The organism is Pseudovibrio sp. Ad5 (assembly GCF_001623095.1).
GTDB lineage: Bacteria > Pseudomonadota > Alphaproteobacteria > Rhizobiales > Stappiaceae > Pseudovibrio.
The window spans coordinates 52785-78410 of record NZ_LMCH01000005.1; the positions used below are offsets into that span (position 1 = coordinate 52785).

Consider the following 25626-nt stretch of genomic DNA (forward strand, 5'->3'; position numbering starts at 1 on the left):
ATTGTCAACTGGGTAAACATGAAAACAAACTTTGATAAAAAGAAGGCATTGGGCGTTTTTGCTCAATATGGCTTCCGAAAGACCTCAGTCGGTGACGTAGCAAGCGCGGTCGGCCTCTCACGCCAATCGCTCTACAAAAAGTTTGGAAGTAAGGAAGAGTTGTTCCAGACCATAATCGAGGAGTATTCTGAAGAGGTTGGGCTCCAGGCACTGGATATTCTTGAAGAAAAGACCAATGACTCCAAATCTCGCATCCTACGCGCTTTGGACACGATCATAGGTCAGCATGTCGATCTGATGAGAAACTCTGTCCATGGCGCTGAGCTGGTTCAGATGGGTGAGCAAGTCATGTCTGTCGTTGGTAAAGGCATCATGCCTCGGGTCATGCTCAAAATTGCGGATGTGATCCTGGAGACACATGAGAACAGAAGCAAAGAGCAAGCAGAAGACGACGCATTCATCCTCTACACCCTCGCCAAGGGGCTCTCTCTAACGGTCTCAAACTACGCAGAATATAAATCAGGCATCACCAGAGCTGTAAACCGCCTGCTAGACTAAGAACCAGTAGTCTTTGAGAGCTTAGTGATACTGCCCCCACAGCTCCTCACGTAAGCTTTTAACAGCGTCCTGAGCATTCTCCAGCAACGGATAGATGCTCAGCACATGCTGAAACACTTCAAGTGCCTTATCGTTCTTTCCAGTTTTCCGAAGGATCATGGCAAAACCTGAGAGCGCAGGATAATGGCGCGGCTCGATCCGAAGCACTTGCTCAATATCAGCAAGTGAACGCCCCAGATCCTCTTTCAAGAAATATACGGTCGCCCGGCGGTTCCACCCTTCCACATACCCGGGATCTAAACGAACAACCGCATCCAGCAAGTCAAGCGCTAAACCGTATTCTTTCCCTTCAATGGCTTTAGCAGAACGCATCATGAGCAGATCAAGCGTATGACTCCCAGACTGCATGAAGAGGCTGTGTATGCGCCGTGAGATTGATTGCGCATTACCCAATGTATCCGCATCCCTCAGCTCAAGGAACAAGGCATCCAGAAGCTGCCCACGCGTGTAGTGAGCGGGTACACCATGCCCAGGCGCAGACCGCCCTATCTGAGCAGGACCGCCAGCAGGACCATTAAGAGCAGCCTCAGGGCCGGTATTGAGCTTAGAATGCCCCTTTAGCCCACGAGTGACCTGAGCCTCTACGGGACCCACAACAGCCACAACACGCTCAGAAGCACCTAAACGCTCCACTCCCACCACAAGCAGCAGGAAACACGCAAGCGCGACAGCACCACAAGCGCCAACACAACGCCTCAACCTGTCAGATTGTCGAGAAAAAGAACCCCCTACCGAGAAACCGGAGAGCTGAAGTTGTAGAAACGTCGATGCCCCTGTGACGGAGCTGTTTGGGCGAGCAAACAAAAAAAACCGCATGGCAAAAGCATCTCACTTTTGCCATGCGGCTCGCAACTCTTAGAACCAAGGGTTTTTCGCGCTGTTTTAGTTTAAATCAGCGCAGAAAACTTAACCCTGACGTGCTTTAAAGCGTGGGTTCTTTTTGTTGATGATGTAAACACGACCCTTGCGGCGTACCATCTGGTTATCACGATGGCGGCCCATGAGTGCCTTAAGAGAATTCTTAATCTTCATTATCCTACCCCCGGTTAGGGTCAATTTTATAGGGATCCTGAAGTACCACGATCCGCCAGTGAAAAGAGGCGCTAAGCGCCTCATTAGTACAACCTCTGATCTCGCCGCGCTGCATTCTTACGAAGCGGCGCAGGACTAAGATCGAGGTCCGCTCCGCCGGATATACATCAAGGATGTTAACCGACGAAAAATGGTGGGCGTGACAAGGATCGAACTTGTGACCCCTACGATGTCAACGTAGTGCTCTCCCGCTGAGCTACACGCCCGAAACTTTCAAAGAAGCTCGTCCGTCAGCGCTTAAACGCTGCGGTGGAGAGGCGTATAAGAGGAATTTTGGGAACGTGCAAGTCCAAAAATGGAAATTTGCTATCTCTTTCCACATTCACCCCTCAAAACTAACTAAACAAGCATTTTTTCCACTTCGCGTACCAAATCTTTTAAGTGAAAAGGCTTGGAAAGAACCTTTGCATCCTGAGGTGCCTTGGAATCAGGATTAAGCGCAACAGCAGCAAATCCTGTGATGAACATAACCTTCAGGTCCGGATCAAGTTGAGTAGCTTTACGAGCCAACTCAATACCATCCATCTCTGGCATCACAATGTCAGTTAGCAATAGGGCAAAGGGCTCTTCGCAAATACGTTCGTATGCGCTCTTTCCATTATCAAAGGAAACAACAGTGTGCCCAGCCTTCTCAAGTGCCTTGGACAAGAACTGGCGCATGTCATTATCGTCTTCCGCGAGCAGAATTCGAGACATGTTCGACAACCTTAAAACTCCAGGTGCAGCGACGGGGTTCTCTTTTCAGAGCCCTCCCGTAAATAAATAGAATATGTCAGACGCACTCGCCCCTCGCAATCCGACAGATTCCGAATACTGTACGCTGTTAGGAACAGGAAACTACTCGGGAATACCTGTCAAAACAATAGGGACAAATGAAACAGGTTCACTTCTAAAGAGACTTCTGCGTCAACTGAGGGTCCAGCGCCACACCGCCCCCTCAAACTACGCAAAAACTCGCGCATCTCTTGCCTATTTCATAAGCAAACTTTCAAATGTCTAGCCCATACGCAGATCTCGTTCTATAGTGAGCGGGATTGCGGTGATTAAGGAATGTAGGCTCTGTGACAGTTTTGGAAGATCATCAGATTAAGGCGATAGCGAACTACAGCAGTGCGCTTGACACCGGAGATCAGGTACCCGCATTTGAGGTACTCTCCCCAGATGAACATTCTGTCCCTTTTATTTTTAACAGCCCCCACTCCGGGCGCGCGTACCTTTCGTCGTTCCTTCAAGCCTCTCGATTGGACACCACCCAGATCAGACAAAGCGAGGATGCATTTGTCGATCTTCTCATCAAGGATGTCGAGCAGCTAGGTGCACCGGTTCTAAAAGCCAACTTCCCGCGTGCTTACCTTGATGTGAACAGAGAGGCCTATGAGCTCGATCCAAAGATGTTTGAAGGCAAGCTCCCCAAGCACATCAACTCGCGCTCTCTGCGTGTTGCAGGAGGTCTTGGAACCATCGCCCGCATTGTGGGTGAGCGCAGAGAAATCTACCACACGCGTATTCCGGCAGAAGAAGCGCTGGATCGCATTGAGCAAGTCTACAAGCCCTACCACAACACCCTGCGTGGCCTTTTAAGCAACGTACAGGACAAGTTTGGTCTCGCAGTCCTGGTAGACTGCCATTCAATGCCATCCGCCAACTCAAACAAAAACCACGACCCCAAAGCCGACTTCGTCATTGGGGATAGGTTCGGGACCAGCTGTTCTGCCTGGCTTTCATCCTGTGCAGTCGGACTGTTGCAAAACATGGGCTATAACGTAGCTCTCAATCGCCCGTATGCTGGCGGCTACATCACAGAAAACTACGGCAAGCCAGAACGCGGCGTGCACGCGCTGCAGGTTGAGATCAACCGAGCACTCTACATGGATGAGCACACCCACCAGCCACACTCAGGTTTCCATGACCTGCGCAAAGACCTGATGGAGTTCATTACTGCCTTGGTCGAGATGGTAACGGAAAGCTTTACCAGAGAAACTCTGGCTGCAGAATAACCTGCAGCCCCAGTCCATACTGCCTAAAAACCAAGCCAGTAGTCGTAAAGCCTCTCAATATCTGAGGAACACATAAGAGGCATGGCCCCTTTCAGGACTTCATCTGTCCAATCCCACCATTTCATCTCCAATAGCATCTGAACCTGCTCTTCAGAAAAGCGGGAGCGCACAACTGTTGCAGGATTACCGGCCACAACGGCATATGCTGGTACATTCTTAGTCACGACAGCACGGCTGCCAATCAATGCGCCGTTACCGATCTGCACACCCGGCATGATCATCGCTTCAGAACCGATCCAGACATCATTGCCAACACATGTTGAACCTGCAGGCTTGAAACCGTCCTGAGCTCCTTCAAAAGCAGGCTCATCAAAATAGTGAAATGGAAACGTTGTGGCCCATTCAGGACGATGCCCCTGGTTACCGGCCATCATAAACGCTGCCCCTGAACCGATAGAGCAATACGCACCGATAATCAGCTTGTCTTGCGTCTCTTCATCTGAGCGTAGGTATCGAGCACACTCATCAAAGCTGTGGCCGTGATAATATCCAGAATAGTAGGAATGCTTTCCAACAATAATATTGGGATTAATCACCTGCTCCTGAAGCGGGATCCCCTTAAACGGACTCTCAAAAAAATTCGGCACCTTGTTCTCCCCTTGCCTGCACCTCCCTACGACGGAGAACATTAACAACCAGACAAAAAAAAGGCCGCTCTCAACTGGAGGCGGCCCTTAGTCTAGGGAGGAAACGCCCTTCGCGAAGGGCGGCGCAGACACTGAATGTCGCGCTGCAACAAGACTCGCATCGCATCGCAAACACGTCAAGCATTCAGCGCAGTAATCAAGCTGTTCCTATACGAATTGGCCAGTTTGTATCCTTGAGACAACACCCTGATTTTTCAGGGATCATAGCCGTTGGTATGAGTTTCACGCGATAGTTTAGCAGTAAGTCGTAGACACCAATGCGTGGCTTCAACAAGAGCATTCTCAAACTAAAACCGGCCTCAGAGCCATAGGCATTTGCACTTTTCCAAATCCTGACTATGGTGCGCATGCAATTGACTGCTCCTACCGGATAAATTGATATGACCTCTTCCAGTTCTGATTACGCCTTTCTTCACAAACTTGCTGACGCGGCAGATGCTAAAACCATGCAGCACTTCCGCAGCGGCTACGAAGTAGACAACAAACTGGAAGCAGGCTTTGATCCAGTCACTATCGCGGATCGTTCAGCAGAAGAAGCAATCCGCACGGTTCTGGAAGCAGAGCGCCCGGATCACGGTATCATCGGCGAAGAATATGGCAAAGTCCGCGAAGATGCCGATAATGTCTGGGTTCTTGATCCAGTCGACGGCACACGCTCTTTCATCTGCGGCACCCCGTTGTGGGGCACACTGATTGGCCTCAGAACCAACGGTAAAGCGTCTCAAGGCATCATGAGCCAGCCGTATAACAGCGAGCGCTTTTGGGGCGATTGCAACGAAGCTTTTATGACTGGTCCGCTCGGCAAGCGTGTTCTGAAAACCCGCAGCTGCGCATCCTTGTCAGAGGCAATCATCACCACGACCGAGCCAGCCTTGTTCAATGAAGTCGAGCGCCCGGTATGGGACACGATCTGCGCAGAAGCTCGCCTCACCCGCTACAGCACAGATTGTTACGGCTACGCCATGGTGGCAGCAGCAGGCTTTGATGCAGTCATTGAGACCGGCATGAACACCTACGACATTCTTGCCCTGATCCCAATCATCGAAGGCGCTGGTGGTTTTGTCACCAACTGGACCGGAGGCAATGCAGCAGACGGCGGGCAAGTGCTTGCCACAGGCGACAAGCGCCTCCACGATGAGCTGCTCACCAAACTGGCGCAAGTAGCTGTTTAATCCGCACTTCCCGGAATAAATGCATCAAATGCAGCCCAGAACTGCTCACGATAAGGATCTCGCTCCATTAGAATCTCATGGCGAGATCCTCGAATCTCCAGAAAACTCATACCTGGGCAAGAGCGACAGACTTCTTCTGCATCGTCAGTCGAGACGATCTGATCCTTTCCCGCGCCGATGACTAAAGATGGCACGCCGAATTCAATCTGAAATTCAGGCTCTCTAAAGCGCTCTGTCGCCAATCCCATAGCACGGAACCAGCTCACCGTCGGAGAACCCAGCCCCAACTGAGGCGCCTCTTCAAGAATAGCATTCATCCGCTTAAAGCGATCAGGATCAGACGTGAGCGTATTACCGTCATAGTCGACAAGAATTTTGTCATTGCCACCGGGAACAAATGCGTTCCCCATGCCAACCCAGACAAGCGTCTTGGCAAGCGCACCTGCCATCTTGACCATACGCCCCTTCATCGCAAGACCGACGAGGGGAGCTGTCAGCACCGCCCGGTCAATCTTAGTCTTCAGCCGCCGATTAGCATGCATAACCACAGCACCGCCGGTTGAGTGTGCCAGTAGGAAGTGCGGTCCGGGACAGCCAGAAAGCGAGACATTGTCCAAAACAGCGTGCAAATCCAGAGCGAACTCATCAAAGCTCTCAACGTGACCGCGCCGCTCATTCTTTAACAAACGCTCAGAACCACCCTGCCCGCGCAGATCAAAAGCCACCACATAGAAGCCACGCGCCCGCAGTTCCTCAACAACCTCAAAGTATTTCTCAATAAACTCAGTCCGGCCTTGAACAAGGGTCACAGTCCCCTTGAGCGGAGACCCGGTCGGAGCCCAACGAGCCCAACGGATTTTCACATTGTCTTCTGTCTGGATAAAACCAGACTCCGTTCCCGCAGGAACCCGATTGAAATCCGTATTGACCAGTACCATCAGCGCGTAACCTCTAGTTCTCTCACTCTCAATTTGATAGCCTTTCCAAGCAACAGGCCGCAACCGCAATTTCTGGAAGTTTTTTCCATCTCAGTACGCGGTAACAAGGATATTTACATGCAAGACACAGACCCAACATCTGTTTCCCACGAGATTACCAGCCTCGCTCAGCTCGAAGAGCTCTATGGAAGTCCGAAACAAATCTCTATCGATAAAGAAGTCGGCTATATTTCTCCGCACTACAAAACCTTTATCGAAGCCTCCCCTTTCTTCGCGCTCACAACTGTATCTGAAGAAGGAACCGACTGCTCTCCACGTGGGGACCCTGCAGGCTTTGTAAAGGTCATTGATGAAAAAACCATCGAGTTTCCGGATCGTCGTGGCAACAACCGCATCGATAGTTTGCGTAACATCGTCCAGGATCCACGCGTCTCTTTGCTGTTTATGATCCCCGGTGTCGGCGAAACCATCCGCATCAACGGAAAAGCCAAGATCTCTGTAGATCCGGCTCGGCTAGAAGCTCATAAGATAGAAGGTAAACTGCCGAAATCTATCATGGTCGTCACGGTCGAAACCATCTACTACCAGTGCCAGAAAGCCATTTACCGCTCAGGCCTTTGGACAGAAGATGCGAAGGTAGACCGCAAAACAGTTCCAACTGCCGGACAAATGGCACAAGCACTGTCAAAAGTGGAGTTTGACGGCGATGCCTATGACAAGGCTTATCCAGGGCGCATTAAAGAAACAGCATACTAGAGCCCAAACACCGAAAGACCTGCCTTGATCGCAAGAAGGCAGGTCAGACGGATAAACAGATTAAGATCTCGGGAATGCTTCTTAGTACCCCAGATAACGGTACTTGATGATCCAGCCGCTATAGGCATCAACAACCAGACGCGCCCGGTGCTGCCCCTGCCAGCTGGCTTTTACAATATACACGTCGCCCTTACGCTTTACTTTTTTGAAGTTGCGATAACCCCAGGCCCGTAGACGGCGTTTCACCTGCTTCTTGTTCAATGCATGGTGTTGCCCATGTTCCCAATGACGGTTCTTCTTATAGTGAGCCTGCGTGACCTGAACGCTTACGTTTGGTCCATCGTAGGTGAATTGAGCGCCTGCATTTGCCGGAGCCGCCGCACCAGAAACTCCCAGAGCAACAACAGCTGCAGCGGCCAGTCCGGTTACTTTTTTCTTCAAAGCATTCATCTGTTTTCTCCTTGTCGGCAATAGGGTTTGCCTGAATACAAGGAGAACGTAACAAGGCGCGGATGTACGGGATCAGAAGCGTCTGTTCAGGTTCTGTTAATCTGAAAATGCGGGCACCATTCCTGCAAAAACACCTATTTTGAAAAAAACTCTTGAAACTTATTCGCCCCGTCCCCATCTCAAAATCACAGGCGCCACAGAGTGGGTCTGACACCGCTTAGAACCTTCGCCACGAATGGGAAGGCACTGTAAGCAAAAGGAAAATTTCATCGTCCGCGCGCTTTGCGGCGAATGGTGAACGTTGCTCAGATGACCCGTTGGTCACATAAAAGAGGACACATAAAATGCGTCATTTCGATCTTACCCCCCTCTACCGTTCCACTGTTGGTTTCGACCGTCTTTTCTCCATGCTGGATTCAGGGACGGAACAACAGGGCTCAGCCTATCCCCCTTACAACATTGAGCGCACAGGAGAGAGCGCATACCGCATCTCCATGGCAGTCGCCGGTTTTAAGGAAAATGAACTGACGATTGAAGCTAAAGAACATGTCTTGACTGTTTCCGGCGAGAAAAAGCCTGAAAGCGACGAAAAAGAAGTTCTCTACCGGGGTATCGCCTCCCGCGCTTTTGAACGCCGCTTCCAGATCGCCGAGTATGTGAAAGTGATTGGCGCAAGTCTGGAGCACGGATTGCTCCACATTGACCTCATCCGAGAAATTCCTGAGGCAAAAAAACCGCGCAAAATCAACATCACGGCTGGAGACAAAAAAGAACACAAACAAATTGAAGGCGAAACAGTAGCTCACTAAAGCAGCCCCAAGCCCTCGCGAGGACCTTCCTCCCAAACTCCCACCCTCGCGAGTGGCCACCCTTGTAACATTCTAGATTTTCTGATGTCTCTCCAAGATTGATTGGCACGCCCCTGCCAATCAATCTCACTCAAATCAACAGATTCCTCCTCCGCAATCCTCCCATGCGGATTTGTCTGGCTGCCTCTCCCCCCAGTAAGGGCCAGACACAATCAACGCCCCGCTTGCCCCAGCGGGGCGTTCTTTTATGCGCGCTTCAGCAAGCACAGAGATACTCTCTCTGCATCTGTTTCTATTTTCTGGAATTTCCGCGTTCCCTACGACCACTCAGCCACTTAAGAATTATCGAGTGGTAAGTTACACGCAAAATAAGAAGGGTAGGTTAGTTCACTTAAGGCCTTGCCTTGAACCCACTGGACTGACACCGCAAGGGTTGGCCTCTAACACCCTTGCTAACCCCTTGCAGGTGCCCCGCTGGTCTGCGGATTTATATCCCTCCGCAGACCAGCATTCTATGCTGCATTGCTCGACACTGCAATCATAAGATGTGATCGCGAATTGAACAGTCTGACGCGATTACCCGCGAAGATGCTCCAAAAACTCGTCAACCATCTCTGGAGTGGTCGCAAAGCAGGTCACCAAGCGAAGGAACACTTCATCTTCTGAGACGAAATCCGCTGGAATATCATAGAACTTCGCACCGGCAGCTTCCAGACGTGCCGCCTGTATTTTGGTGAACACTGGGAACAGTTCGTTGGCCTGTGGTTCGATCGGCAATCGCACGCCTTCAATATCACGCATACCATTGGCAAGACGCATGCACATCGCGTTAGCGTGACGCGCTGAAGCCAGCCAATCATCGTCCTCCAGGTAACCTTCAAATTGCGCAGAAATAAAGCGCGCCTTTGAGAAGACCTGAGCAGCCCGCTTGCGCAAATATTCAAAGCCCTCGGACTCTTCAGGGTTGAAGAACACAACAGCTTCTGCACACCAACAACCGTTCTTGGTACCACCGAAGGACAGAACATCCACGCCGGCTTTCCATGTCATCTCCGCAGGAGAGACATCCAAAGACACCAACGCATTCGCAAAACGGGCGCCATCCATATGCAACGGCACATTCCGGGAATGGGCCACATCTGCCAGTGCCTGAATTTCATCAAGCTGGTAGATGGTCCCAAACTCTGTCACCTGAGAGATGGATACTGCAGCAGGACGGCCATGCATCGGATTGTTATCCGGCACCTTGTCCATCGCTGTACGCAGCGCATCAGGCGTAAGTTTGCCATGTTCGCCACCAATACCAATCAGCTTATTACCAGCCGTAAAGAATTCCGGAGCATGGCACTCATCAACATTGATGTGTGCATCTTCATGACAAAACACTGCCCCGCCTGGCTTCGCATAGGTCGCAAGCGCCAGGGAATTGGCTGCTGTTCCTGTAGAAACCAGAAACACGGCAACTTCTTTTTCAAAGAGATCATTGAATTGCTGCTCAATAGAGCGGCTCAATGGATCAACCCCATAAGCGGTGGCAAAGCCGCTTGTATGGTTCGCAAGTGCAGTCATAACTGCACTCGTCGCACCTGCCCAGTTGTCACTCGCAAAAATCATAGGATTTGAATAACAACAAACAGAGGGAACTCAAGCCATTTTTGGCTTATAGGGCGGTGCTCTCCGCCATAAGCTCTCTAGGCCAACAACACTTGTACAGAGTCTTTGCACAGTTGATCCTTCTGAGCATCTGTTTTCAGTGTCAAAACAAGCGGACAATGATCAGAAACCTCAGGTTTTTGAAGCACTTGAAAGTCTATAATCTCCTCAACCCGATCAATCAGCATGTAATCGGCAAATTTTCCCGGCTTTTTATAATGGGAATTCCGCGTGGTTTCGACCCCATAATGATTGACCAACTCAACAAGGCCATCGTCTTCCAACAAACGAATGGTCTCACTGCCAGGCTCTACATTAAAATCTCCACACACCACTCTTAGATCACCGGGCTCAGAAACCGCCTGCGAAATATTGAGCAACCGCTTCGCTTGTTCAAAGCGTTCTGGCGTGTCCTTCTTACCATTCAAGTCACGCAGGCCATGCATATGGGTGATGCTCACGGCACGATCTGTTGCATAGTCATAAACACGAATTCCATGCGCACTGCGAGAGCGTGGATGGTCTCCATAACTTTCCGCAGCATAACCTTTGTGCACAAATCCCTGCACCTGACCAACGATGGGAAAGGAACGATGCACAAACGTGGCCAGACCCCATTGAGATGAGATAGACTGCTCTTCATCCCACAGCACACCCTGAGCAGCAGGACAAAAGACGGCAACATGCTCAGGCAGTGCCGCACACACATCACGGAAGAAATTTGCCCGCTGAGGTAAGATGTGATCACCATCCCTATAAGTCAGCCAGTCCTTATCGCTTTCCGGTGTATGAACTACCTCTTGCAGACAAAGGACATCAGGCACAGCCTGAGATAAATACGGCAGCAAGTCAGAGTAGAGCGTCCCTCCCCAACCATTCAGGCACATGATCTGCAACACGATCTCCCTTAGTTCTGAGTGCGCATGCTCCAGTCATACACGCAAACGAAAAAGAGCGTATCACTTCAACAGTGATACGCTCTAATATCTATACGTAAATCCGCAGGTTTGTCAGGCTCTCAGTGTAGCCTTATGCGTGGCTCTTTGTGTCTGAAACACCAGTTTCGTGGTGAATGCCAAACCATTTGCCCAGCACCCAGTCCAGCGAGAACACGCCAGGACCACGGATCACAAGCACAGTTGCCAGGAAGATCCACAGTGCGCGCTGATCAAAGATCAAAGCAGATGGATGACGATCAAACAGTGCACCGATTGTTGGCATATCAACACCATGACCAACCACGTCCACGATAGACATAACAATCACGAAGCCAATGAAACCAATGCTTGCAGCACGAGTAAACAAGCCGACAACAATCAGTACCGGAATGATAACTTCACCCCAAGTTCCCAAAAGCACAATCAGGCCATATGGGAAAAACGGGATCTGAGAGATATCGTATCCAGCCGCCTCGGTAATATGCGGCAAAATCTGCGCATATGCACCGGTTGAAGGAAACAAGAACCCGAGCGCACCATCACCAAACTTGGTCAGCGCCGAATTCCAGAAGTACATAAACAGGACGCCTGCGAAAAGAAAGCGCGCAGACAAGCCGAGAAACCAGCCTTCAGTTACGCGCTCCAGCCAGCCAAATACGCCCTGGTATAAATTTACAAGCATTCTCATCGGATTCCTCCTCTGGTGCTTTCCACCACTCGGGGGCCTTACCGCCCGGCCCCTCGCAATCAATATTAAGCTTTGACGTCCACGCTCGCGAACACGCGTGCGCTCAGCAGGCAGCCCAATGCCTGCGACAGATCAAAGAATTTGTAAGAGGATGAAACCGCTTCTGCAGCTTCTCCCAATGTCTTGCCAAAGAACAGTAAATCAGCGAATGCCGCTACGTCCTGAGCCAATCCGGTCAGTGTCACGTCCATATCTGGTCGGCAAATCAAAATCACTTGATCAGCCTCTGGAGTGATGCCTTCCACATCTTCCGAGCGGTTCTGTTTCCAGATCTCGCTAAGCGGAAAACGGGAGTAAATCAGTCTATGTGCAGGGATAGGGGTAAACACCGCATCCCCTAGTTTTGCTGGATCAATCTTGGATAACACATCCGGCGCAACAGGCGTCGCATTTGGCCCGTGGTAAACACGCAGCCATGCCCATTCCAACGCAGCAACATCTTTCAGATAGGGATAGTCCGCGAGTGGAGGAAACGCGCCAATGAACTCAGAGAACTTGCCCCCAAACTCACTCAGTACCGGTTGCTCTGGCGGATGCTTGCGAACGAACTCCGCAGCAAGTGCCCGGAAGTAATCACGCCCGACCAAATCATGTACTGCTGGAAAGTTGGCAGCCATCGCATCAATCAAGCTCGCCATTACGTTATTGCGATAAACGCCATAACGCTTCTCAGAGGGATGACCATCACGCCCTACAACCCCATCGGGCACAGGGACAGCTGGATTCATCAGCCCATCCGAAAACATGTCAAAACCTTGCATGTTCGACTGCAAATCCTGCAAAGGAACGCCAAAACCTTTCAACGCAATCTTTTCCTTAGTGCTATCAGGCGCTTGGGACATGATCACCCCGCTTCTCAGCGGCTTGGGCCTGTGTCTCAATGTGAGATTGTATCACCACATCCGCCTGCTCAGCTTCATAAGCGAGAATTTCCCAGGTCGGAATATTCGCATCCCACTCAATAAGAGTCGGTTGAGGACCAGTCCGGTCAATTGTCCGCGCATAAAGCGCCCACACAGGATCAGCAACTTTACGATCATGTGCATCGATTAGAAGAGGATAGCCCAGCTCATCTGTTTCTGGTGCATGCCCGCCAAGGTGAATTTCCTGTACGTGCTCAACCGGGAATCGGTCCACATAATCTTCAGGAGAACCACCAGAGTTCGTCGCAGAAACAAAGACATTGTTCACGTCCAGCAGCAATCCGCAGCCAGTTCGTTTTACAATCTCGCGAAGAAACTCAGTTTCTTCATAGGTGCTCTCCTTGAAGATCACATAAGCACTTGGGTTTTCAAGCAACATCTGACGACCAAGGAAGGTCTGCACTTCATCAATATGGTCGACGACCTGCTGCAATGTCACCTCAGTGTAAGGCAGAGGCAGAAGATCATTGAAATACTCGGTGTCGTGTGTTGACCAGGCCAGGTGCTCACTGAAAAGGCCCGGATCGTACCGGTCAGCGACATCTTTCACGCGAGAAAGGTGCTCCTTGTTCAGTGGATCAGCACCACCAATAGACAGTCCGACACCATGAAGAGAGATTGGATAATCACGACGGATCGCTTCAAGGTAACCGTGTGGAGGACCACCGGCACCCATATAGTTTTCCGCATGAATTTCGAAGAAGCCCATGTCAGGTTTGTCATTGAGAATACGATGATAATGATCAGCTTTTAAGCCCACGCCACCTCGTGCAGGTAGTTTTGCATTGACTCTTTGCGCGCACATATCAGTACCTCGTTCTATATTATGACTTCTTCTTAAAGAAACACCGGAGGGGAAAAACCCGCCCCGGTGCAACGCAGTATATTGTAAAGTAAAGCGATTAGTGAGGCAGATCGCGGGAAAGTTCAGTCAAAGAACCTTTACGGTCACCTGGGACTTCAATGGATTCACATGTACCGGTTGGTACGAGGGTCCAAGCATTGCCCTGATAGTCAACAGTGGAAGTACCTGCACAAGTGGTGCCAGCGCCCGCTTTACAGTCGTTTTCACCAGCAAGGGAAACGCCGTAACATTTTTCTTTAGAAGCAGCTTCAGCAACAGTAATGTTTGCACCAGCTACAGCAGCAGTAACAGCGGTTGCAAGTACAGCAGCGGACAACGTTTTTTTGGACATTTCAAAACTCCTCAAATTGAAATTCGGCGATGTGTTCAACAGGTTCGGTTCGCCTCTGAAGACAGTTCTGACAAAAAACTCGATCAATGGGAAATCAAACACATGTTATTTTCACGCGATTAAATCAATAAAATGAGATCATCGTCCTCACAGGTTCGTGAATAGTTGAAATATTATTGCATCTAACTTGAGTTTTAGATGCCAATGCGACAATCGGCCTAATAAAATTAAAAGAATAGAAATAAAGACTTTCTGAAACGCTCTTGCTCTACCCTCTGAAATCTGGCATGTTCGCGACGCGGAAAAGGACAGGAGTGCTGTCCTTATTATCCCGCATGCGTTGATGACAATCTGGAAGACAGCTTCCAAGCGATCCACCTAAGAGATCCACACAACGCAAAAGAGAAGGATGTAGGCGCGTTCCCAACGCCGCGACATTCTCCCCCAAATGTGTGCCGTGCGGACATATCGCAATGCACTCGCCAAAGGGGTAAGATAGATCGGAGGAAACTCCGAATGGGCGGTCCTATGTATAAAGAGGCCGTGCTTCATTCGACAGATCCGGGGCAAGCCGTGCCGGGGCTTCGAACGAGCCGCGAGGAAGACCTCCCCGCGACCCGAACGAGGAAGTGACCTTAACCGGTCACATTGAGATGAGCGAAAGTGAGGCCAAAAATGGCAGAAAAAGGAGGAAACACGATGCATATGAGTGGGGGGGAACCTATGAAAACCCGAGCTACCACCACAGGCACCGTTACGGAAAAACTCCGCACTGCTGCCACTGAGGGGCTTTACAATCCAGCCAAAGAGCACGATGCCTGTGGCGTCGGCTTTATAGCTAACCTCAAAGGCGCACAATCTCACCACGTGGTACAAAGCGGCCTTCAGATCGTTGAAAACCTGACACACCGCGGCGCAGTTGGCGCTGACCCATTGATGGGCGACGGTGCAGGTATGCTGACCCAGGTCCCACACGAGTTTTTCAAAGAAGAATGCTCGAAGATCGGATTCGATCTTCCAGAAGCTGGCGAATACGGCGTTGCATTCTTCTTCCTTCCACAAGATAAAAAGCTCCGCGAGCAGTGCGAAAGCATCGTTGCGGAATGTGTTTCTGATGAAGGTCTTGAAGTATTAGGCTGGCGTGATGTTCCGGTCGACAATTCTTCTTTGTCGAAAGCACCGGATATTGCAGCGACAGAACCTGTTTCCCGTCAGTTGTTTGTAACTCTACCAAATAATACTGATGGCAATATTCTGGAGCGCCGCCTCTTTATCCTGCGCAAAGTGATCTCTAACGTGGTGCGCGAGAAATCCGAGGGCGTAGAAAAAGGCTTCTACGTCGTTTCCTTCTCCAGCCGCACCATCGTCTACAAAGGCATGTTCCTCGCGTACCAGCTTGGCGCTTACTATGACGATCTGCGTGATGAGCGCTTTATCTCTGCGCTGGCGTTGGTTCACCAGCGCTTCTCAACCAACACTTTCCCGTCATGGGATCTGGCTCACCCATACCGCATGGTTGCGCACAACGGTGAAATCAACACCTTGCGCGGCAACGTAAACTGGATGGCAGCCCGTCAGGCATCTGTATCCTCTCCTGCATTTGGTGACGACATCAACAAGCTATGGCCGATCTCTTACGAAGGTCAGTCTGACACAGCATGCTTCGATAACGCCTTGGAATTCCTCACCACTGGCGGCTATTCCCTTGCGCATGCAGCTATGATGCTGATCCCGGAAGCGTGGGCCGGCAACCCGCTGATGGACGAAAACCGTCGCTCTTTCTACCAATACCATGCCTCTATCATGGAACCATGGGACGGACCTGCAGCGGTAGCCTTCACAGATGGTCGTCAGATTGGCGCAACGCTCGACCGTAATGGTTTGCGCCCTGCCCGCTACATCGTCACTGATGATGACTTCGTGGTTATGTCTTCTGAAGTTGGTGTTCTCGACATTCCAGAAGAGAAGATCATCCAGAAATGGCGTCTCCAGCCAGGCAAAATGCTTCTGATTGACCTGGAAGAAGGCCGCATTGTTTCTGACGAAGAAATCAAGCGCCAACTCTCCACGGCGAACCCTTATAAAGACTGGCTGCACCGCACGCAGATGGTTCTTGAAGACCTTCCATCCGTACGTGAACGCGCGCCGGTTGCAGGTGAAACCCTTCTCGACCGTCAGCAAGCCTTTGGTTACACGCAGGAAGACATCAAGCTTCTCATGCAGCCAATGGCAACCGTTGGTCAGGAAGCACTGGGGTCTATGGGTACTGACACACCTGTGTCCGTCCTCTCAGACAAATCCAAGCTTCTGTATACCTACTTCAAGCAGAACTTTGCGCAGGTAACCAACCCACCGATCGATCCGATCCGCGAAGAATTGGTGATGAGCCTCGTGTCCTTCATTGGACCACGTCCGAACCTGTTTGATCTGAAAGGTCTTTCTACCTCCAAACGTCTGGAAGTACGTCAGCCAATCCTCACCAATGCTGATCTGGAAAAGATCCGCGCTATTGGTGATATCGAAGACAATCAGTTCCAAACCAAAACCCTCGACATCACCTACTCTGCTGAGAAGGGGACCGAGGGCATGGAAGATGCTCTGGAACGCCTGTGTGCTCGCGCTGAAAAGGCTGTTCATGGTGGTTACAACATCATCATCTTGTCTGACCGCGTGATCTCACGTGCCCGTATTGCAATTCCTGCACTATTGGCGACAGCTGCTGTCCATAACTACCTGATCCGCAAAGGCCTTCGTACATCAGTGGGTCTTGTGGTTGAAACAGGTGAAGCACGCGAAGTTCATCACTTCTGCGTTCTGGCCGGTTATGGTGCAGAGGCAATCAACCCCTATCTCGCATTCGAAACAATCCGTTCAATGCACTCTGAAGGGTCTTTCCCTGAGGAAGTGGATGAGCATGAGGTTGTCTCTCGCTACATCAAGGCCATCAACAAAGGCATGCTCAAAGTCATGTCTAAGATGGGCATCTCCACCTATCAGTCTTACTGTGGTGCGCAGATCTTTGATGCGGTTGGCCTGAATTCAGAATTTGTAGAAAAATTCTTCTTCGGTACAGCAACAACCATCGAAGGCATCGGCCTGAAAGAAGTTGCTGAAGAGACTGTTGTTCGTCACCACGATGCATTTGAGGACATTCCTGTTCTGCGTCGCTCGCTGGACGTTGGCGGTGAGTATGCATACCGGACCCGTGGCGAAAACCACATGTGGACCCCGGACAGCATCGCCACTCTTCAACATGCAGTACGCAACAACCTGCCTGAAAAGTATCTGGAATTCGCCAAGGAAGTGAACGAAGCCTCTGGCCGTTACACAATCCGTGGCATGTTCCGCATCAAATCAGCAGAAGAACTGGGACGCCGTCCAGTCAACATCGATGAAGTTGAGTCCGCAGAAGACATCGTCAAGCGTTTCTCAACGGGTGCAATGTCTTTCGGCTCAATCTCTCGCGAGGCTCATACATCGCTTGCGATTGCTATGAACAAGATTGGCGGTAAATCCAATACTGGTGAAGGTGGCGAAGAAGCCGAACGCTTCAACCCACTGCCGGACGGATCTCCCAACCCAATGCGTTCTGCGATCAAACAGGTTGCATCAGGTCGCTTTGGTGTAACAACCGAATATCTGGTCAACTCTGATATGATCCAGATTAAGGTCGCTCAGGGTGCAAAACCGGGTGAAGGCGGACAGCTGCCAGGCCATAAAGTGGATGCAGTGATCGCAAAGACTCGTCACTCCACGCAGGGCGTAGGCTTGATTTCACCTCCTCCGCACCACGACATCTACTCAATCGAAGATCTGGCGCAGCTGATCTACGATCTGAAGAACGTAAATCCAGAGGCAGATATCTCCGTCAAGCTGGTGTCTGAAGTTGGTGTTGGAACAGTAGCAGCAGGTGTTGCCAAAGCGCGAGCAGACCACATCACGGTCTCTGGCTTTGACGGTGGCACAGGTGCATCCCCACTCACTTCTTTGAAACACGCCGGTTCTCCATGGGAGATGGGCCTTGCTGAAACCCAGCAAACGCTCGTTCTCAACGGCCTGCGTTCCCGTATCGCTTTGCAGGTTGATGGTGGTCTTCGCACAGGCCGTGACGTACTTGTTGGCGCTCTTCTGGGCGCAGATGAGTATGGCTTCTCAACTGCTCCGCTGATCGCTGCTGGTTGTTTGATGATGCGTAAGTGTCATCTCAACACCTGCCCGGTTGGTATTGCGACCCAGGATCCGGTTCTGCGGAAACGCTTTAAAGGCACTCCGGAACACGTCATCAACTACTTCTTCTATGTAGCCGAAGAACTTCGCGGATTGATGGCAGAACTCGGTGTCAGGAAACTGGACGAAATCATCGGTCGCTCCGACATGCTCGACAAAGAAACTGCAATCAATCACTGGAAGTCTGAAGGCCTTGATTTCTCAAGGATTTTCTATCGTCCAGATGCGACCCAGGAACAAAGCCGCTGGTCACAGCTTCAAGAGCATCCAATCAACGAAGTTCTGGATCGTGAACTCATTCGCAACGCGATGCCAGCACTCGAAAGCAAAGAAAAAGTTGAGTTCCCGGCAAAGATCAAGTCTGTTGATCGTTCCGTTGGCGCGATGCTTTCTGGTCAAATTGCTAAACGCTACGGTGCAAAAGGCCTCAAAGACGATACCATCCATATCTCTATGACAGGTACGGCTGGTCAGGCGTTTGGTGCCTTTGTTGCCAAGGGCGTGACGATCGATCTTGAAGGCGATGCAAACGACTATGTAGGCAAAGGCCTCTCAGGTGGTCGCATTATCGTACGCCCACCAGAGAACACCCGCATCGTGCCGGAAAACTCTATCATTGTTGGGAATACCGTTCTTTACGGAGCAACCAGCGGTGAAGTGTACTTCCGTGGTGTTGGCGGCGAGCGTTTCGCAGTTCGTAACTCCGGAGCAACTGCGGTTGTTGAGGGTGTTGGCGACCACGGATGTGAATACATGACTGGCGGTGTTGTTGTTGTAATCGGTCAGACTGGCCGTAACTTCGCAGCAGGCATGTCCGGTGGTGTTGCTTACGTATTGGACGAAGATGGTACTTTTGGCTCCCGTTGCAACCTTGCAATGGTAGACATTCAGCCCGTGCAAGAAGAAGACGACCTGCTCGAAAAGCTGCATCACCATGGCGGCGACATCGAGTACAAAGGACGTGTGGATCTGTCAGCTGACATGACACGCCACGACGACGAGCGTCTGCGTCTCATTCTTGAAAACCACGTGAAGTATACTGGTTCCACCAAAGCTCAGAATATTCTGAATGACTGGGAGAACTGGCGTCCGAAGTTTGTGAAAGTTATGCCGGTTGAATACCGTCGCGCGCTTCAGGAAATGAAAGCTGCGCGTCTGGGCCTCGCGGCTGCGGAATAAGAGGGGAAGACATGGGTAAGGTAACTGGCTTTTTGGAGATCGACCGGCAGGAGCAAAACTACCAGCCGGCATCAGATCGCATCCGCCATTTTCGCGAATTCACTGTCCCGCTCTCGCAGCCGGAAGTGGAGCGTCAGGCAGCTCGTTGTATGGATTGTGGTATTCCGTTTTGCCACGGTCCTGCCGGTTGTCCAGTAAACAACCAGATCCCCGATTGGAATGATCTGGTTTTCGCTGGCGACTGGGAAGAAGCATCACGCAATCTACATTCAACCAACAACTTCCCTGAATTCACGGGCCGTATTTGTCCTGCTCCATGCGAGGAAGCATGTACGTTGAATCTGGAAGACATTCCGGTCGCGATTAAAACTGTCGAACAAGCAATCGCTGATCGCGCCTTTAAGGAAGGTTGGATCAAGCCTGAACCAGCTGCGACCAAGACAGGTAAAACTGTTGCAGTTATTGGGTCTGGTCCTGCAGGTATGGCAGCTGCTCAGCAGTTAGCGCGCGCTGGTCACACAGTTCATGTTTACGAACGCGAACCAAGTGCTGGTGGTTTGATGCGATATGGTATTCCTGACTTTAAGATGGAAAAACACTATATCGACCGCCGTGTAGCACAGCTGGAAGGAGAAGGCGTAACCTTCCACTACGGTTGTGAAATCGGCAAAGACGTAGAGTTTGAAGAGATCCACACACGTCACGATGCAACACTGCTTTGCACTGGTGCAGAACGCCCGCGCGATCCAGGCATTCCAGGCATGGACCTCAAAGGTGCGATGTATGCGATGCCTTTCCTCGTACAGCAGAACCGCCGCGTTGGTGGTGAAGATGTATCGGGCGAAGAGCCATACTGGGCTGGCGGCAAACACATTGTTGTTGTTGGCGGTGGTGACACCGCATCTGACTGCGTTGGGACATCCTTCCGTCAAGGCGCTCTGTCTGTAACCCAGATGGACATCCGTCCAATGCCACCACTGAAGGAAGATAAGAACCAGTTCTGGCCATACTGGCCAACGAAGTTCCGTACCTCAACTTCTCAGGCTGAAGGCGCAGAACGTGAGTTTTCCGCGGCAACGCTCGAAATCGTAGGTGATGAAGACGGTCACGTAACAGGCGTAAAATGTGCTCGTGTAGATGAAAAACGTGTTCCGATTGAAGGAACCGAGTTCATTCTCAAGGCAGATCTTGTTCTTGCAGCCATTGGCTTCTCAGGCCCGAACATGGAAACTTACGTCAAAGAAGCTGGTGACGACCTGGAGCTGGACCCACGCACCAACGTGAAAGCAAACACCGAAGACTACAAAACCTCCATCAAAAAGGTCTTTGCAGCTGGTGACGTGCGCAAAGGCCAGTCCCTTGTGGTCTGGGCTATCCGCGAAGGTCGTCAGGCCGCTCGTTCAATCGACGAGTTCCTGACAGGTTCCTCCAACCTGCCACGCTAAACACAGCGGACAATCAAACAACAAAGCCCCGGAAAGGCCCGCTTTCCGGGGCTTTGTTGTTGCTTCATTCTTTCTCACTCATACATTCTGAGTTGAACTTGCAAGCACTAAAAGCACCGCATGGCCTCCCATGCAGTGGTGAAACGAGAATTCCCGAAGGTCGGGATGAGCAAGGCAGCAGGCAACACCTGCGCTACTTGTTAGAAATGAGTCTTTGGCATTGGCTACGCGCCTTGCCCGGGCATTTTGATATGGACAACATCGCCTCTTATCCTGAAAGACACGATAGCCAGTTTCCTGGAAAGACAACGGCTTTGCTTTGGCAAGTTTCCCGGCCTAAACAGGTCCTCTGTCCCTGACATTTATTGCTCTGACCAGCAAATGCCACTGCGTGATGCCCCTCAAGCTTGGGCCCTTCCTCTCAGACCATGCAGTCACGTCTGAAAATCGGTTCCACCGGACCTTTGAAAGATGCGTTACCTCTCTCAAAAGCCCCACCCAGCCCACGACACGCTGACGGACGGTCCGCCAACTGCCCGTCACGTGGGCATGGGATTAGTATGAGGGCATATTTGCTTAAGGGGGATAAGTTTTTTCAAATACCACTCACCATCATTTGCCCGCAGGCATGCAAAGAACATCAAGCAGCTTTCACATTCTCCAGGAAGCTTGCCACTTCAGATCGTAAGTTCTCGGAGAGATGACCCAGCTTTCCAGCGGCCTGATGCAGGTCATTCGAAGCATCTTTTGTGCCCTGAAACCCACTATCCAAATCCAGCATGTCTGTCGCGACCTGCGAAACATTCTGGTGCGCACTATTCAGATCCCGAGAGATATCCTCAGTTGCCTGTTTCTGATCACCAACAGCTTCATTAATGCCAGTTGATAAGGAATTGATCTGCTCAATTGTCTCTCCGATTGAGCGGATCGCTGTCACAGCTTGCTCAGCAACCTTTTGCACCGACTCAACCTGTGTTGAAATCTCTTCGGTAGCTTTTGAGGTTTGGCCAGCAAGGTTTTTCACCTCACTTGCAACCACAGCAAAGCCACGCCCCGCTTCCCCTGCGCGTGCTGCCTCAATTGTTGCATTCAATGCCAACAGGTTAGTCTGGTCAGCGATCTGATCAATCAGCTCGATCACCTCACCAATAGCCTTCCCGCTTTCCACCAAACGCCCAACAATCTCATTGGTCTTGTGCGCATGTACGGCAGCATCCTGCGCAAAACGGGCAGCTTGTGTGGTGTTATCACCAATCATTCCCGAAGAACGCGACACACCTTCTGCCGCTTCAGCCAATGCTTTCACAGAGGTTTGTGTGGTTTGCGCGACATCACTGGAAGATGTCATGGCACTGTGAGCACCCTGCACGCTCGCATCCAGCTCTCTGGAGCGTGTCTCCACTGCCTGACTGATCTCCAGCAAATCATGCACGACATGACCAACTGAAGCCTCAAACTCCTGGGCAACACTGGCTAACGCCTGTTTGCGTGCATCTGCAAGTTCCAGCTCCTGCTGTATTTTTGCTTTTGCATCTGCTTCAGCCCTATCTTTCAGCACAACACGGAACTGAGCAATAGAACGAGCAATCGCCCCGATTTCATCTCCACGTTCTATGCATTTGATCTCAGTGTCCAATGCTCCTTCAGCCAGAGCATCCAGACCACGTTGCAACGCAGCCATGTTGTTTCTCATGCCCCGTGCAATGACAACAGCCACAACAAAGAACAGAGCCCCCACAGGTGCACAGACCATCACAATGTACATAAGATTATCGACAAGCAGCGACTCTAGCGCGCTTTGCCCATGATCAGACATAAGCTGCGACCTTAACGCCTCATCTCCCAGAGCAGACGTCAACGCATCGTATATTGTGACAAAGGAAAACAGCGTGCCGAGCGACATGATTGACATGGCCAGAAATACGACCAAGACAAACTTGCCTACCATCGACAGCTTAAAAACATGCGGTTGGGTAACCATCAATAGCCCCACTTCACCCATAAGTTTAATGTGAGTAATGTTACCCATGTATGTAAACAGAACACTACCATGAGGCTGTGAATTGCATACATTTTCGAAAAAACAGCGATAAAATTTAATTTTCTGCAGAAATTCTTGAATCTGCGCTAATATTCAAAGCTCAATCAATAAAAAATACTTCGAATATTAAAATCCAGTCCAACGTGTGTCGTCAGCTCGACCAGAAACTTCTGGCAGCACTTCTCCAGATACAGTCAGCTTAAACAGATCACTTCCCGCAGCAGCTTTCCCGCCTTTATCATCAGGCCCGATAAGCTTAGTTTCAGGAGACGTTAGACGACCGGTCAAAACAATAAAGTTCGGATCATCTTTCACGCCTTCAAAAATGAAGGCCGTCGCACTACCAAATATGCGTGCTATTTCTCGCTCAACAAAGTAGGCGACTTTGCGGTATCCAGCCCAGGTAAAGTAGACCCCATCCTTCGCCCTCAATCGGCGGCGCTTACCAGTAATGTCCGGGCCATGCGGCGTATATTCCCCCTCTTCACTTTGGAAGGCAGCCCAAATGTCGACAAAGATACCTCCAGCTGGTTCAACTTGCTCTTTGAACAAATCATTGAGATAGCTGAAGTTAGCACTCGTAAGATACTCTTCTGCAGGCGCAAGGCCCACCCAAATCAGAGGCAATTGCTCATTCCGGACGGCTGCAACCAACGAGGCCGTCCTGAAGCGGTATTCTTTCTTCCACTCTTCCCCTTGAAACTGCAGTTCCTCAGCGTAGCTGGCAGGCTGCCCATCAATAACACCTTGCCCTACAACCTTGATGTTCCGGTTATCGCGTGCGCCTAAAGAAACAACCACAAGCCCCACATCTTCGCTCTTCAGCACAGCTGTCACGTCTTCAGGCCAGTCCGGGTTTTTATCTGCGACAAGGCCAGTATGAGGATAAACAAGCTTCTTGACTTTAATCGAAGGCGTTTCAGCATACACGGCCTTCAAACCATCAGCCAAGCCCATCGCCAGATCATCACCAATGACCAGAAGGATCTTAGCGTCCTTACTCTTTTCTTTCTCAACGATCTTGGGAGTGTTGACTGCAGCAACGCCAGCACTACGGTTTTTTCGCGTTGTACTTCTGCTTCGCTTCTTCCTTGTAGGATTCGCCTGCTCGATTCTTTTATTACCCCCACCAAACAACCAGCCAAAGAATGACTTATTGCCTTTTTTGGGAGCGCCTGTGCTGTTGGTTCTCACCTGAGCTGCAACCTCAACGGGCACAACAGAAACACTGACAAAGCAAAGGCTTATCAGTGCCACAAACACAAAGGACAAAAAGGATCGTTGCATAATCGCGAGTCTCCAGCAGGAACCAACCACCAGCATTGGTTTCCTGCCATTAGGAAACCCGATTATGTTCTACCTTGCAACCTATTAAGAAGCTTTATTGAATCGTGACCATCTGGAACCAGTCCCGACGCTTTTTGATAAGCCTGAATAGCCTGACGGGTCCTCTGACCAATCTTTCCATCTACAGCTCCAGGTTTATAACCCTTCTCGGAAAGCCCCTTCTGAAGCGCTTTTTTCTCGCTAAATGTCAGAGGGCGATCACCACGCGGCCATTCTACAGCAAAACCAGAAAGCCCCAATAATCGATCAGAAAGGTGCCCAACCCCAAGCGCATAAGCACTTGAGTTGTTATAGCGTTTGATCACGTAGAAGTTTTTGAGCAGCAAGAACGCAGGTCCGCTTGCTCCAGCAGGTGTATAAAGCCGTGCCATGTCAGCACCACGCGGGAACTTCGAGCCATTCGCCCGCTTCACACCAAGCTTGCCCCAACTCACAACAGACTGCTGCTTGCGTTGGTTGCTTAAGCGGTAATTGAAGTTCTTCGGCAGAGTAACCTCATAGCCCCAGGTCTGCCCTGACTGCCAACCCATCTTGTTGAGATAGGCTGCTGTTGAAGCCAACGCATCAGGGATGCTATTCCAGATATCTCTTTTTCCATCACCCGTAATATCAACTGCATAGGCCTGATAAGTCGTCGGGATGAACTGCGTATGCCCCATGGCACCCGCCCAGGACCCCCGCATTTGCGTAGGCGAAACATCACCATTTTGAAGGATTTTGAGAGCAGCAATAAGCTGCTTGCGTGCATATTTTCCGCGACGGCCACCATTGTAAGCCAGTGTTGCGAGAGCACGAGGCGTTGAACGAACAATCGATGTATTATCGAGAATACGCCCATATGAACTTTCCATCCCCCAAATCGCCAGCACGACATGACGGTTTACGCCATATTTAGCCTCGATCTTATCAAGCCAACCAGACCATTCATCCACCATGCGACGCCCGTGGTGCACCCGATCCTCTGAAACGGCACTATCCAGATACTGCCAGATAGCACGCGTAAACTCAGGTTGGTTCTCTGCACTCTTCTTAATTCGTGGATCAGGGGTCATCCCCTTGAAGACACGATCATAGAGTTGAGCGTTAACACCTTGAGCTACAGCTGTCCGCTTATAGCTTGCAATCCATTTTTGAAAATCACTCCCCTGAGCAAAGCCGTAGGAGTTGCTGAAAAATAGAAACCCAGCGCACAGGACAGCTGGCAAAGAAGAAAATCGCATACTGCTTTCTCCAGTCACCCGAATGGGAGGTTGTTAGGCGCACTTTGCGCAGTCTTTTTGCTTAGCCCCCGGAGGCATTACTGCCATGACTGTCAACCATGGTAAAAAAAAGGCCGTTTTTAATCAAAACCCCTTTTTAAGCTTGTCAATTTTTACTAGATGCATCTCTG

General features: G+C 50.7%; 22 protein-coding genes and 1 tRNA gene. 7 read left to right on the forward strand and 16 right to left on the reverse strand.

Annotated features, from left to right (window positions below):
• Positions 1-18: 18 nt before the first annotated feature.
• Positions 19-558, forward strand: a complete 540-nt coding sequence (locus tag PsAD5_RS03115) for a TetR/AcrR family transcriptional regulator (protein WP_063291062.1) — start codon at positions 19-21, stop codon at positions 556-558.
• 21 nt (positions 559-579) lie between these two features.
• Here PsAD5_RS03115 and PsAD5_RS03120 read toward each other — a convergent pair whose 3' ends face one another.
• The 4 genes from PsAD5_RS03120 to cpdR form a co-directional block, all read right to left on the reverse strand.
• Complete coding sequence (locus PsAD5_RS03120) at positions 580-1434, reverse strand: tetratricopeptide repeat protein (RefSeq protein ID WP_208988462.1); 855 nt, start codon at positions 1432-1434, stop codon at positions 580-582.
• Between the two features lie 90 nt (positions 1435-1524).
• Entirely contained in the window at positions 1525-1650 is a 126-nt protein-coding gene (gene ykgO, locus PsAD5_RS03125; protein ID WP_054662728.1) for a type B 50S ribosomal protein L36, read from the reverse strand.
• A gap of 191 nt (positions 1651-1841) precedes the next feature.
• Positions 1842-1916: transfer RNA gene (locus tag PsAD5_RS03130), tRNA-Val, on the reverse strand.
• Positions 1917-2049: 133 nt separating this feature from the next.
• On the reverse strand, positions 2050-2406 hold the full coding sequence (gene cpdR / locus PsAD5_RS03135; protein ID WP_008551455.1) for a cell cycle two-component system response regulator CpdR: 357 nt from the start codon (positions 2404-2406) through the stop codon (positions 2050-2052).
• 485 nt (positions 2407-2891) lie between these two features.
• Between cpdR and PsAD5_RS03140 the strand changes: the two genes are divergently transcribed.
• Positions 2892-3707, forward strand: a complete 816-nt coding sequence (locus PsAD5_RS03140; protein WP_082596602.1) for an N-formylglutamate amidohydrolase — start codon at positions 2892-2894, stop codon at positions 3705-3707.
• Between the two features lie 23 nt (positions 3708-3730).
• On the opposite strand, the gene catB is transcribed toward PsAD5_RS03140, so the two are convergent.
• Complete coding sequence (catB, locus tag PsAD5_RS03145) at positions 3731-4354, reverse strand: type B chloramphenicol O-acetyltransferase (RefSeq protein WP_063291063.1); 624 nt, start codon at positions 4352-4354, stop codon at positions 3731-3733.
• Positions 4355-4794: 440 nt separating this feature from the next.
• On the opposite strand from catB, the gene hisN reads away from it, so the two are divergent.
• Positions 4795-5586, forward strand: a complete 792-nt coding sequence (gene hisN, locus PsAD5_RS03150; RefSeq protein ID WP_063291064.1) for a histidinol-phosphatase — start codon at positions 4795-4797, stop codon at positions 5584-5586.
• On the opposite strand, the gene PsAD5_RS03155 is transcribed toward hisN, so the two are convergent.
• A complete protein-coding gene (locus PsAD5_RS03155; protein ID WP_063291065.1) occupies positions 5583-6524 on the reverse strand; it encodes an alpha/beta fold hydrolase in 942 nt (313 codons plus the stop codon). The two genes, hisN and PsAD5_RS03155, sit on opposite strands and share 4 nt — an antisense overlap.
• 117 nt (positions 6525-6641) lie before the next feature.
• On the opposite strand from PsAD5_RS03155, the gene PsAD5_RS03160 reads away from it, so the two are divergent.
• Positions 6642-7280: a pyridoxamine 5'-phosphate oxidase family protein gene (locus PsAD5_RS03160; RefSeq protein WP_063291066.1), complete on the forward strand. Its 639-nt coding sequence runs from the start codon at positions 6642-6644 to the stop codon at positions 7278-7280.
• Between the two features lie 81 nt (positions 7281-7361).
• On the opposite strand, the gene PsAD5_RS03165 is transcribed toward PsAD5_RS03160, so the two are convergent.
• Complete coding sequence (locus tag PsAD5_RS03165) at positions 7362-7730, reverse strand: hypothetical protein (RefSeq protein WP_063290275.1); 369 nt, start codon at positions 7728-7730, stop codon at positions 7362-7364.
• A gap of 344 nt (positions 7731-8074) precedes the next feature.
• On the opposite strand from PsAD5_RS03165, the gene PsAD5_RS03170 reads away from it, so the two are divergent.
• Positions 8075-8539: an Hsp20 family protein gene (locus PsAD5_RS03170; protein WP_063291067.1), complete on the forward strand. Its 465-nt coding sequence runs from the start codon at positions 8075-8077 to the stop codon at positions 8537-8539.
• A gap of 576 nt (positions 8540-9115) precedes the next feature.
• Here PsAD5_RS03170 and PsAD5_RS03175 read toward each other — a convergent pair.
• From PsAD5_RS03175 to PsAD5_RS03200, 6 genes are all read right to left on the reverse strand, one after another.
• The gene (locus PsAD5_RS03175) at positions 9116-10153 is read right to left on the reverse strand and encodes a threonine aldolase family protein (protein ID WP_063291068.1); all 1038 of its coding nucleotides are present in this window, start codon (positions 10151-10153) and stop codon (positions 9116-9118) included.
• A 77-nt stretch (positions 10154-10230) separates the two neighbouring features.
• Positions 10231-11088 (reverse strand): endonuclease/exonuclease/phosphatase family protein, encoded by an 858-nt coding sequence (locus PsAD5_RS03180; RefSeq protein WP_063291110.1) that lies wholly within the window; start codon positions 11086-11088, stop codon positions 10231-10233.
• 133 nt (positions 11089-11221) lie between these two features.
• Positions 11222-11812, reverse strand: coding sequence for a DoxX family protein (locus PsAD5_RS03185; protein ID WP_057461819.1), 591 nt, complete (start codon positions 11810-11812; stop codon positions 11222-11224).
• A gap of 71 nt (positions 11813-11883) precedes the next feature.
• Positions 11884-12720: an HvfC/BufC N-terminal domain-containing protein gene (locus tag PsAD5_RS03190; protein WP_063291069.1), complete on the reverse strand. Its 837-nt coding sequence runs from the start codon at positions 12718-12720 to the stop codon at positions 11884-11886.
• The gene (bufB, locus tag PsAD5_RS03195) at positions 12704-13606 is read right to left on the reverse strand and encodes an MNIO family bufferin maturase (protein WP_063290279.1); all 903 of its coding nucleotides are present in this window, start codon (positions 13604-13606) and stop codon (positions 12704-12706) included. Before bufB ends, PsAD5_RS03190 begins: the two co-directional genes overlap by 17 nt.
• Before the next feature lie 97 nt (positions 13607-13703).
• Positions 13704-13997, reverse strand: coding sequence for a BufA1 family periplasmic bufferin-type metallophore (locus PsAD5_RS03200; protein ID WP_057461822.1), 294 nt, complete (start codon positions 13995-13997; stop codon positions 13704-13706).
• 723 nt (positions 13998-14720) lie between these two features.
• Between PsAD5_RS03200 and gltB the strand changes: the two genes are divergently transcribed.
• Both gltB and PsAD5_RS03210 read left to right on the forward strand, forming a co-directional pair.
• Positions 14721-19403 carry a glutamate synthase large subunit gene (gene gltB, locus PsAD5_RS03205; protein WP_084405903.1) on the forward strand — a complete coding sequence of 1561 codons (4683 nt, stop codon included), beginning with the start codon at positions 14721-14723 and terminating at the stop codon, positions 19401-19403.
• A gap of 11 nt (positions 19404-19414) precedes the next feature.
• Entirely contained in the window at positions 19415-20848 is a 1434-nt protein-coding gene (locus PsAD5_RS03210) for a glutamate synthase subunit beta (protein ID WP_063290280.1), read from the forward strand.
• A 640-nt stretch (positions 20849-21488) separates the two neighbouring features.
• On the opposite strand, the gene PsAD5_RS03215 is transcribed toward PsAD5_RS03210, so the two are convergent.
• The 3 genes from PsAD5_RS03215 to PsAD5_RS03225 form a co-directional block, all read right to left on the reverse strand.
• Positions 21489-22829, reverse strand: a complete 1341-nt coding sequence (locus tag PsAD5_RS03215; protein ID WP_208980703.1) for a methyl-accepting chemotaxis protein — start codon at positions 22827-22829, stop codon at positions 21489-21491.
• Positions 22830-23015: 186 nt separating this feature from the next.
• Positions 23016-24176, reverse strand: a complete 1161-nt coding sequence (locus PsAD5_RS03220) for an SGNH/GDSL hydrolase family protein (protein ID WP_208988464.1) — start codon at positions 24174-24176, stop codon at positions 23016-23018.
• 62 nt (positions 24177-24238) lie between these two features.
• Positions 24239-25456, reverse strand: coding sequence for a lytic murein transglycosylase (locus PsAD5_RS03225; RefSeq protein WP_063291071.1), 1218 nt, complete (start codon positions 25454-25456; stop codon positions 24239-24241).
• Between the last annotated feature and the right edge of the window lie 170 nt (positions 25457-25626).

Bases quoted from the DNA above. Each gene is read 5' to 3' on its own strand.
- PsAD5_RS03115 (WP_063291062.1), top strand. From the start codon at position 19: ATGAAAACAAACTTTGATAAAAAGAAGGCATTGGGCGTTTTTGCTCAA.
- PsAD5_RS03120 (WP_208988462.1), bottom strand. From the start codon at position 1,434: ATGCGGTTTTTTTTGTTTGCTCGCCCAAACAGCTCCGTCACAGGGGCA.
- ykgO (WP_054662728.1), bottom strand. From the start codon at position 1,650: ATGAAGATTAAGAATTCTCTTAAGGCACTCATGGGCCGCCATCGTGAT.
- cpdR (WP_008551455.1), bottom strand. From the start codon at position 2,406: ATGTCTCGAATTCTGCTCGCGGAAGACGATAATGACATGCGCCAGTTC.
- hisN (WP_063291064.1), top strand. From the start codon at position 4,795: ATGACCTCTTCCAGTTCTGATTACGCCTTTCTTCACAAACTTGCTGAC.
- PsAD5_RS03155 (WP_063291065.1), bottom strand. From the start codon at position 6,524: ATGGTACTGGTCAATACGGATTTCAATCGGGTTCCTGCGGGAACGGAG.
- PsAD5_RS03160 (WP_063291066.1), top strand. From the start codon at position 6,642: ATGCAAGACACAGACCCAACATCTGTTTCCCACGAGATTACCAGCCTC.
- PsAD5_RS03165 (WP_063290275.1), bottom strand. From the start codon at position 7,730: ATGAATGCTTTGAAGAAAAAAGTAACCGGACTGGCCGCTGCAGCTGTT.
- PsAD5_RS03170 (WP_063291067.1), top strand. From the start codon at position 8,075: ATGCGTCATTTCGATCTTACCCCCCTCTACCGTTCCACTGTTGGTTTC.
- PsAD5_RS03175 (WP_063291068.1), bottom strand. From the start codon at position 10,153: ATGATTTTTGCGAGTGACAACTGGGCAGGTGCGACGAGTGCAGTTATG.
- PsAD5_RS03185 (WP_057461819.1), bottom strand. From the start codon at position 11,812: ATGCTTGTAAATTTATACCAGGGCGTATTTGGCTGGCTGGAGCGCGTA.
- PsAD5_RS03190 (WP_063291069.1), bottom strand. From the start codon at position 12,720: ATGTCCCAAGCGCCTGATAGCACTAAGGAAAAGATTGCGTTGAAAGGT.
- bufB (WP_063290279.1), bottom strand. From the start codon at position 13,606: ATGTGCGCGCAAAGAGTCAATGCAAAACTACCTGCACGAGGTGGCGTG.
- PsAD5_RS03200 (WP_057461822.1), bottom strand. From the start codon at position 13,997: ATGTCCAAAAAAACGTTGTCCGCTGCTGTACTTGCAACCGCTGTTACT.
- gltB (WP_084405903.1), top strand. From the start codon at position 14,721: ATGAAAACCCGAGCTACCACCACAGGCACCGTTACGGAAAAACTCCGC.
- PsAD5_RS03210 (WP_063290280.1), top strand. From the start codon at position 19,415: ATGGGTAAGGTAACTGGCTTTTTGGAGATCGACCGGCAGGAGCAAAAC.
- PsAD5_RS03215 (WP_208980703.1), bottom strand. From the start codon at position 22,829: ATGGTTACCCAACCGCATGTTTTTAAGCTGTCGATGGTAGGCAAGTTT.
- PsAD5_RS03220 (WP_208988464.1), bottom strand. From the start codon at position 24,176: ATGCAACGATCCTTTTTGTCCTTTGTGTTTGTGGCACTGATAAGCCTT.
- PsAD5_RS03225 (WP_063291071.1), bottom strand. From the start codon at position 25,456: ATGCGATTTTCTTCTTTGCCAGCTGTCCTGTGCGCTGGGTTTCTATTT.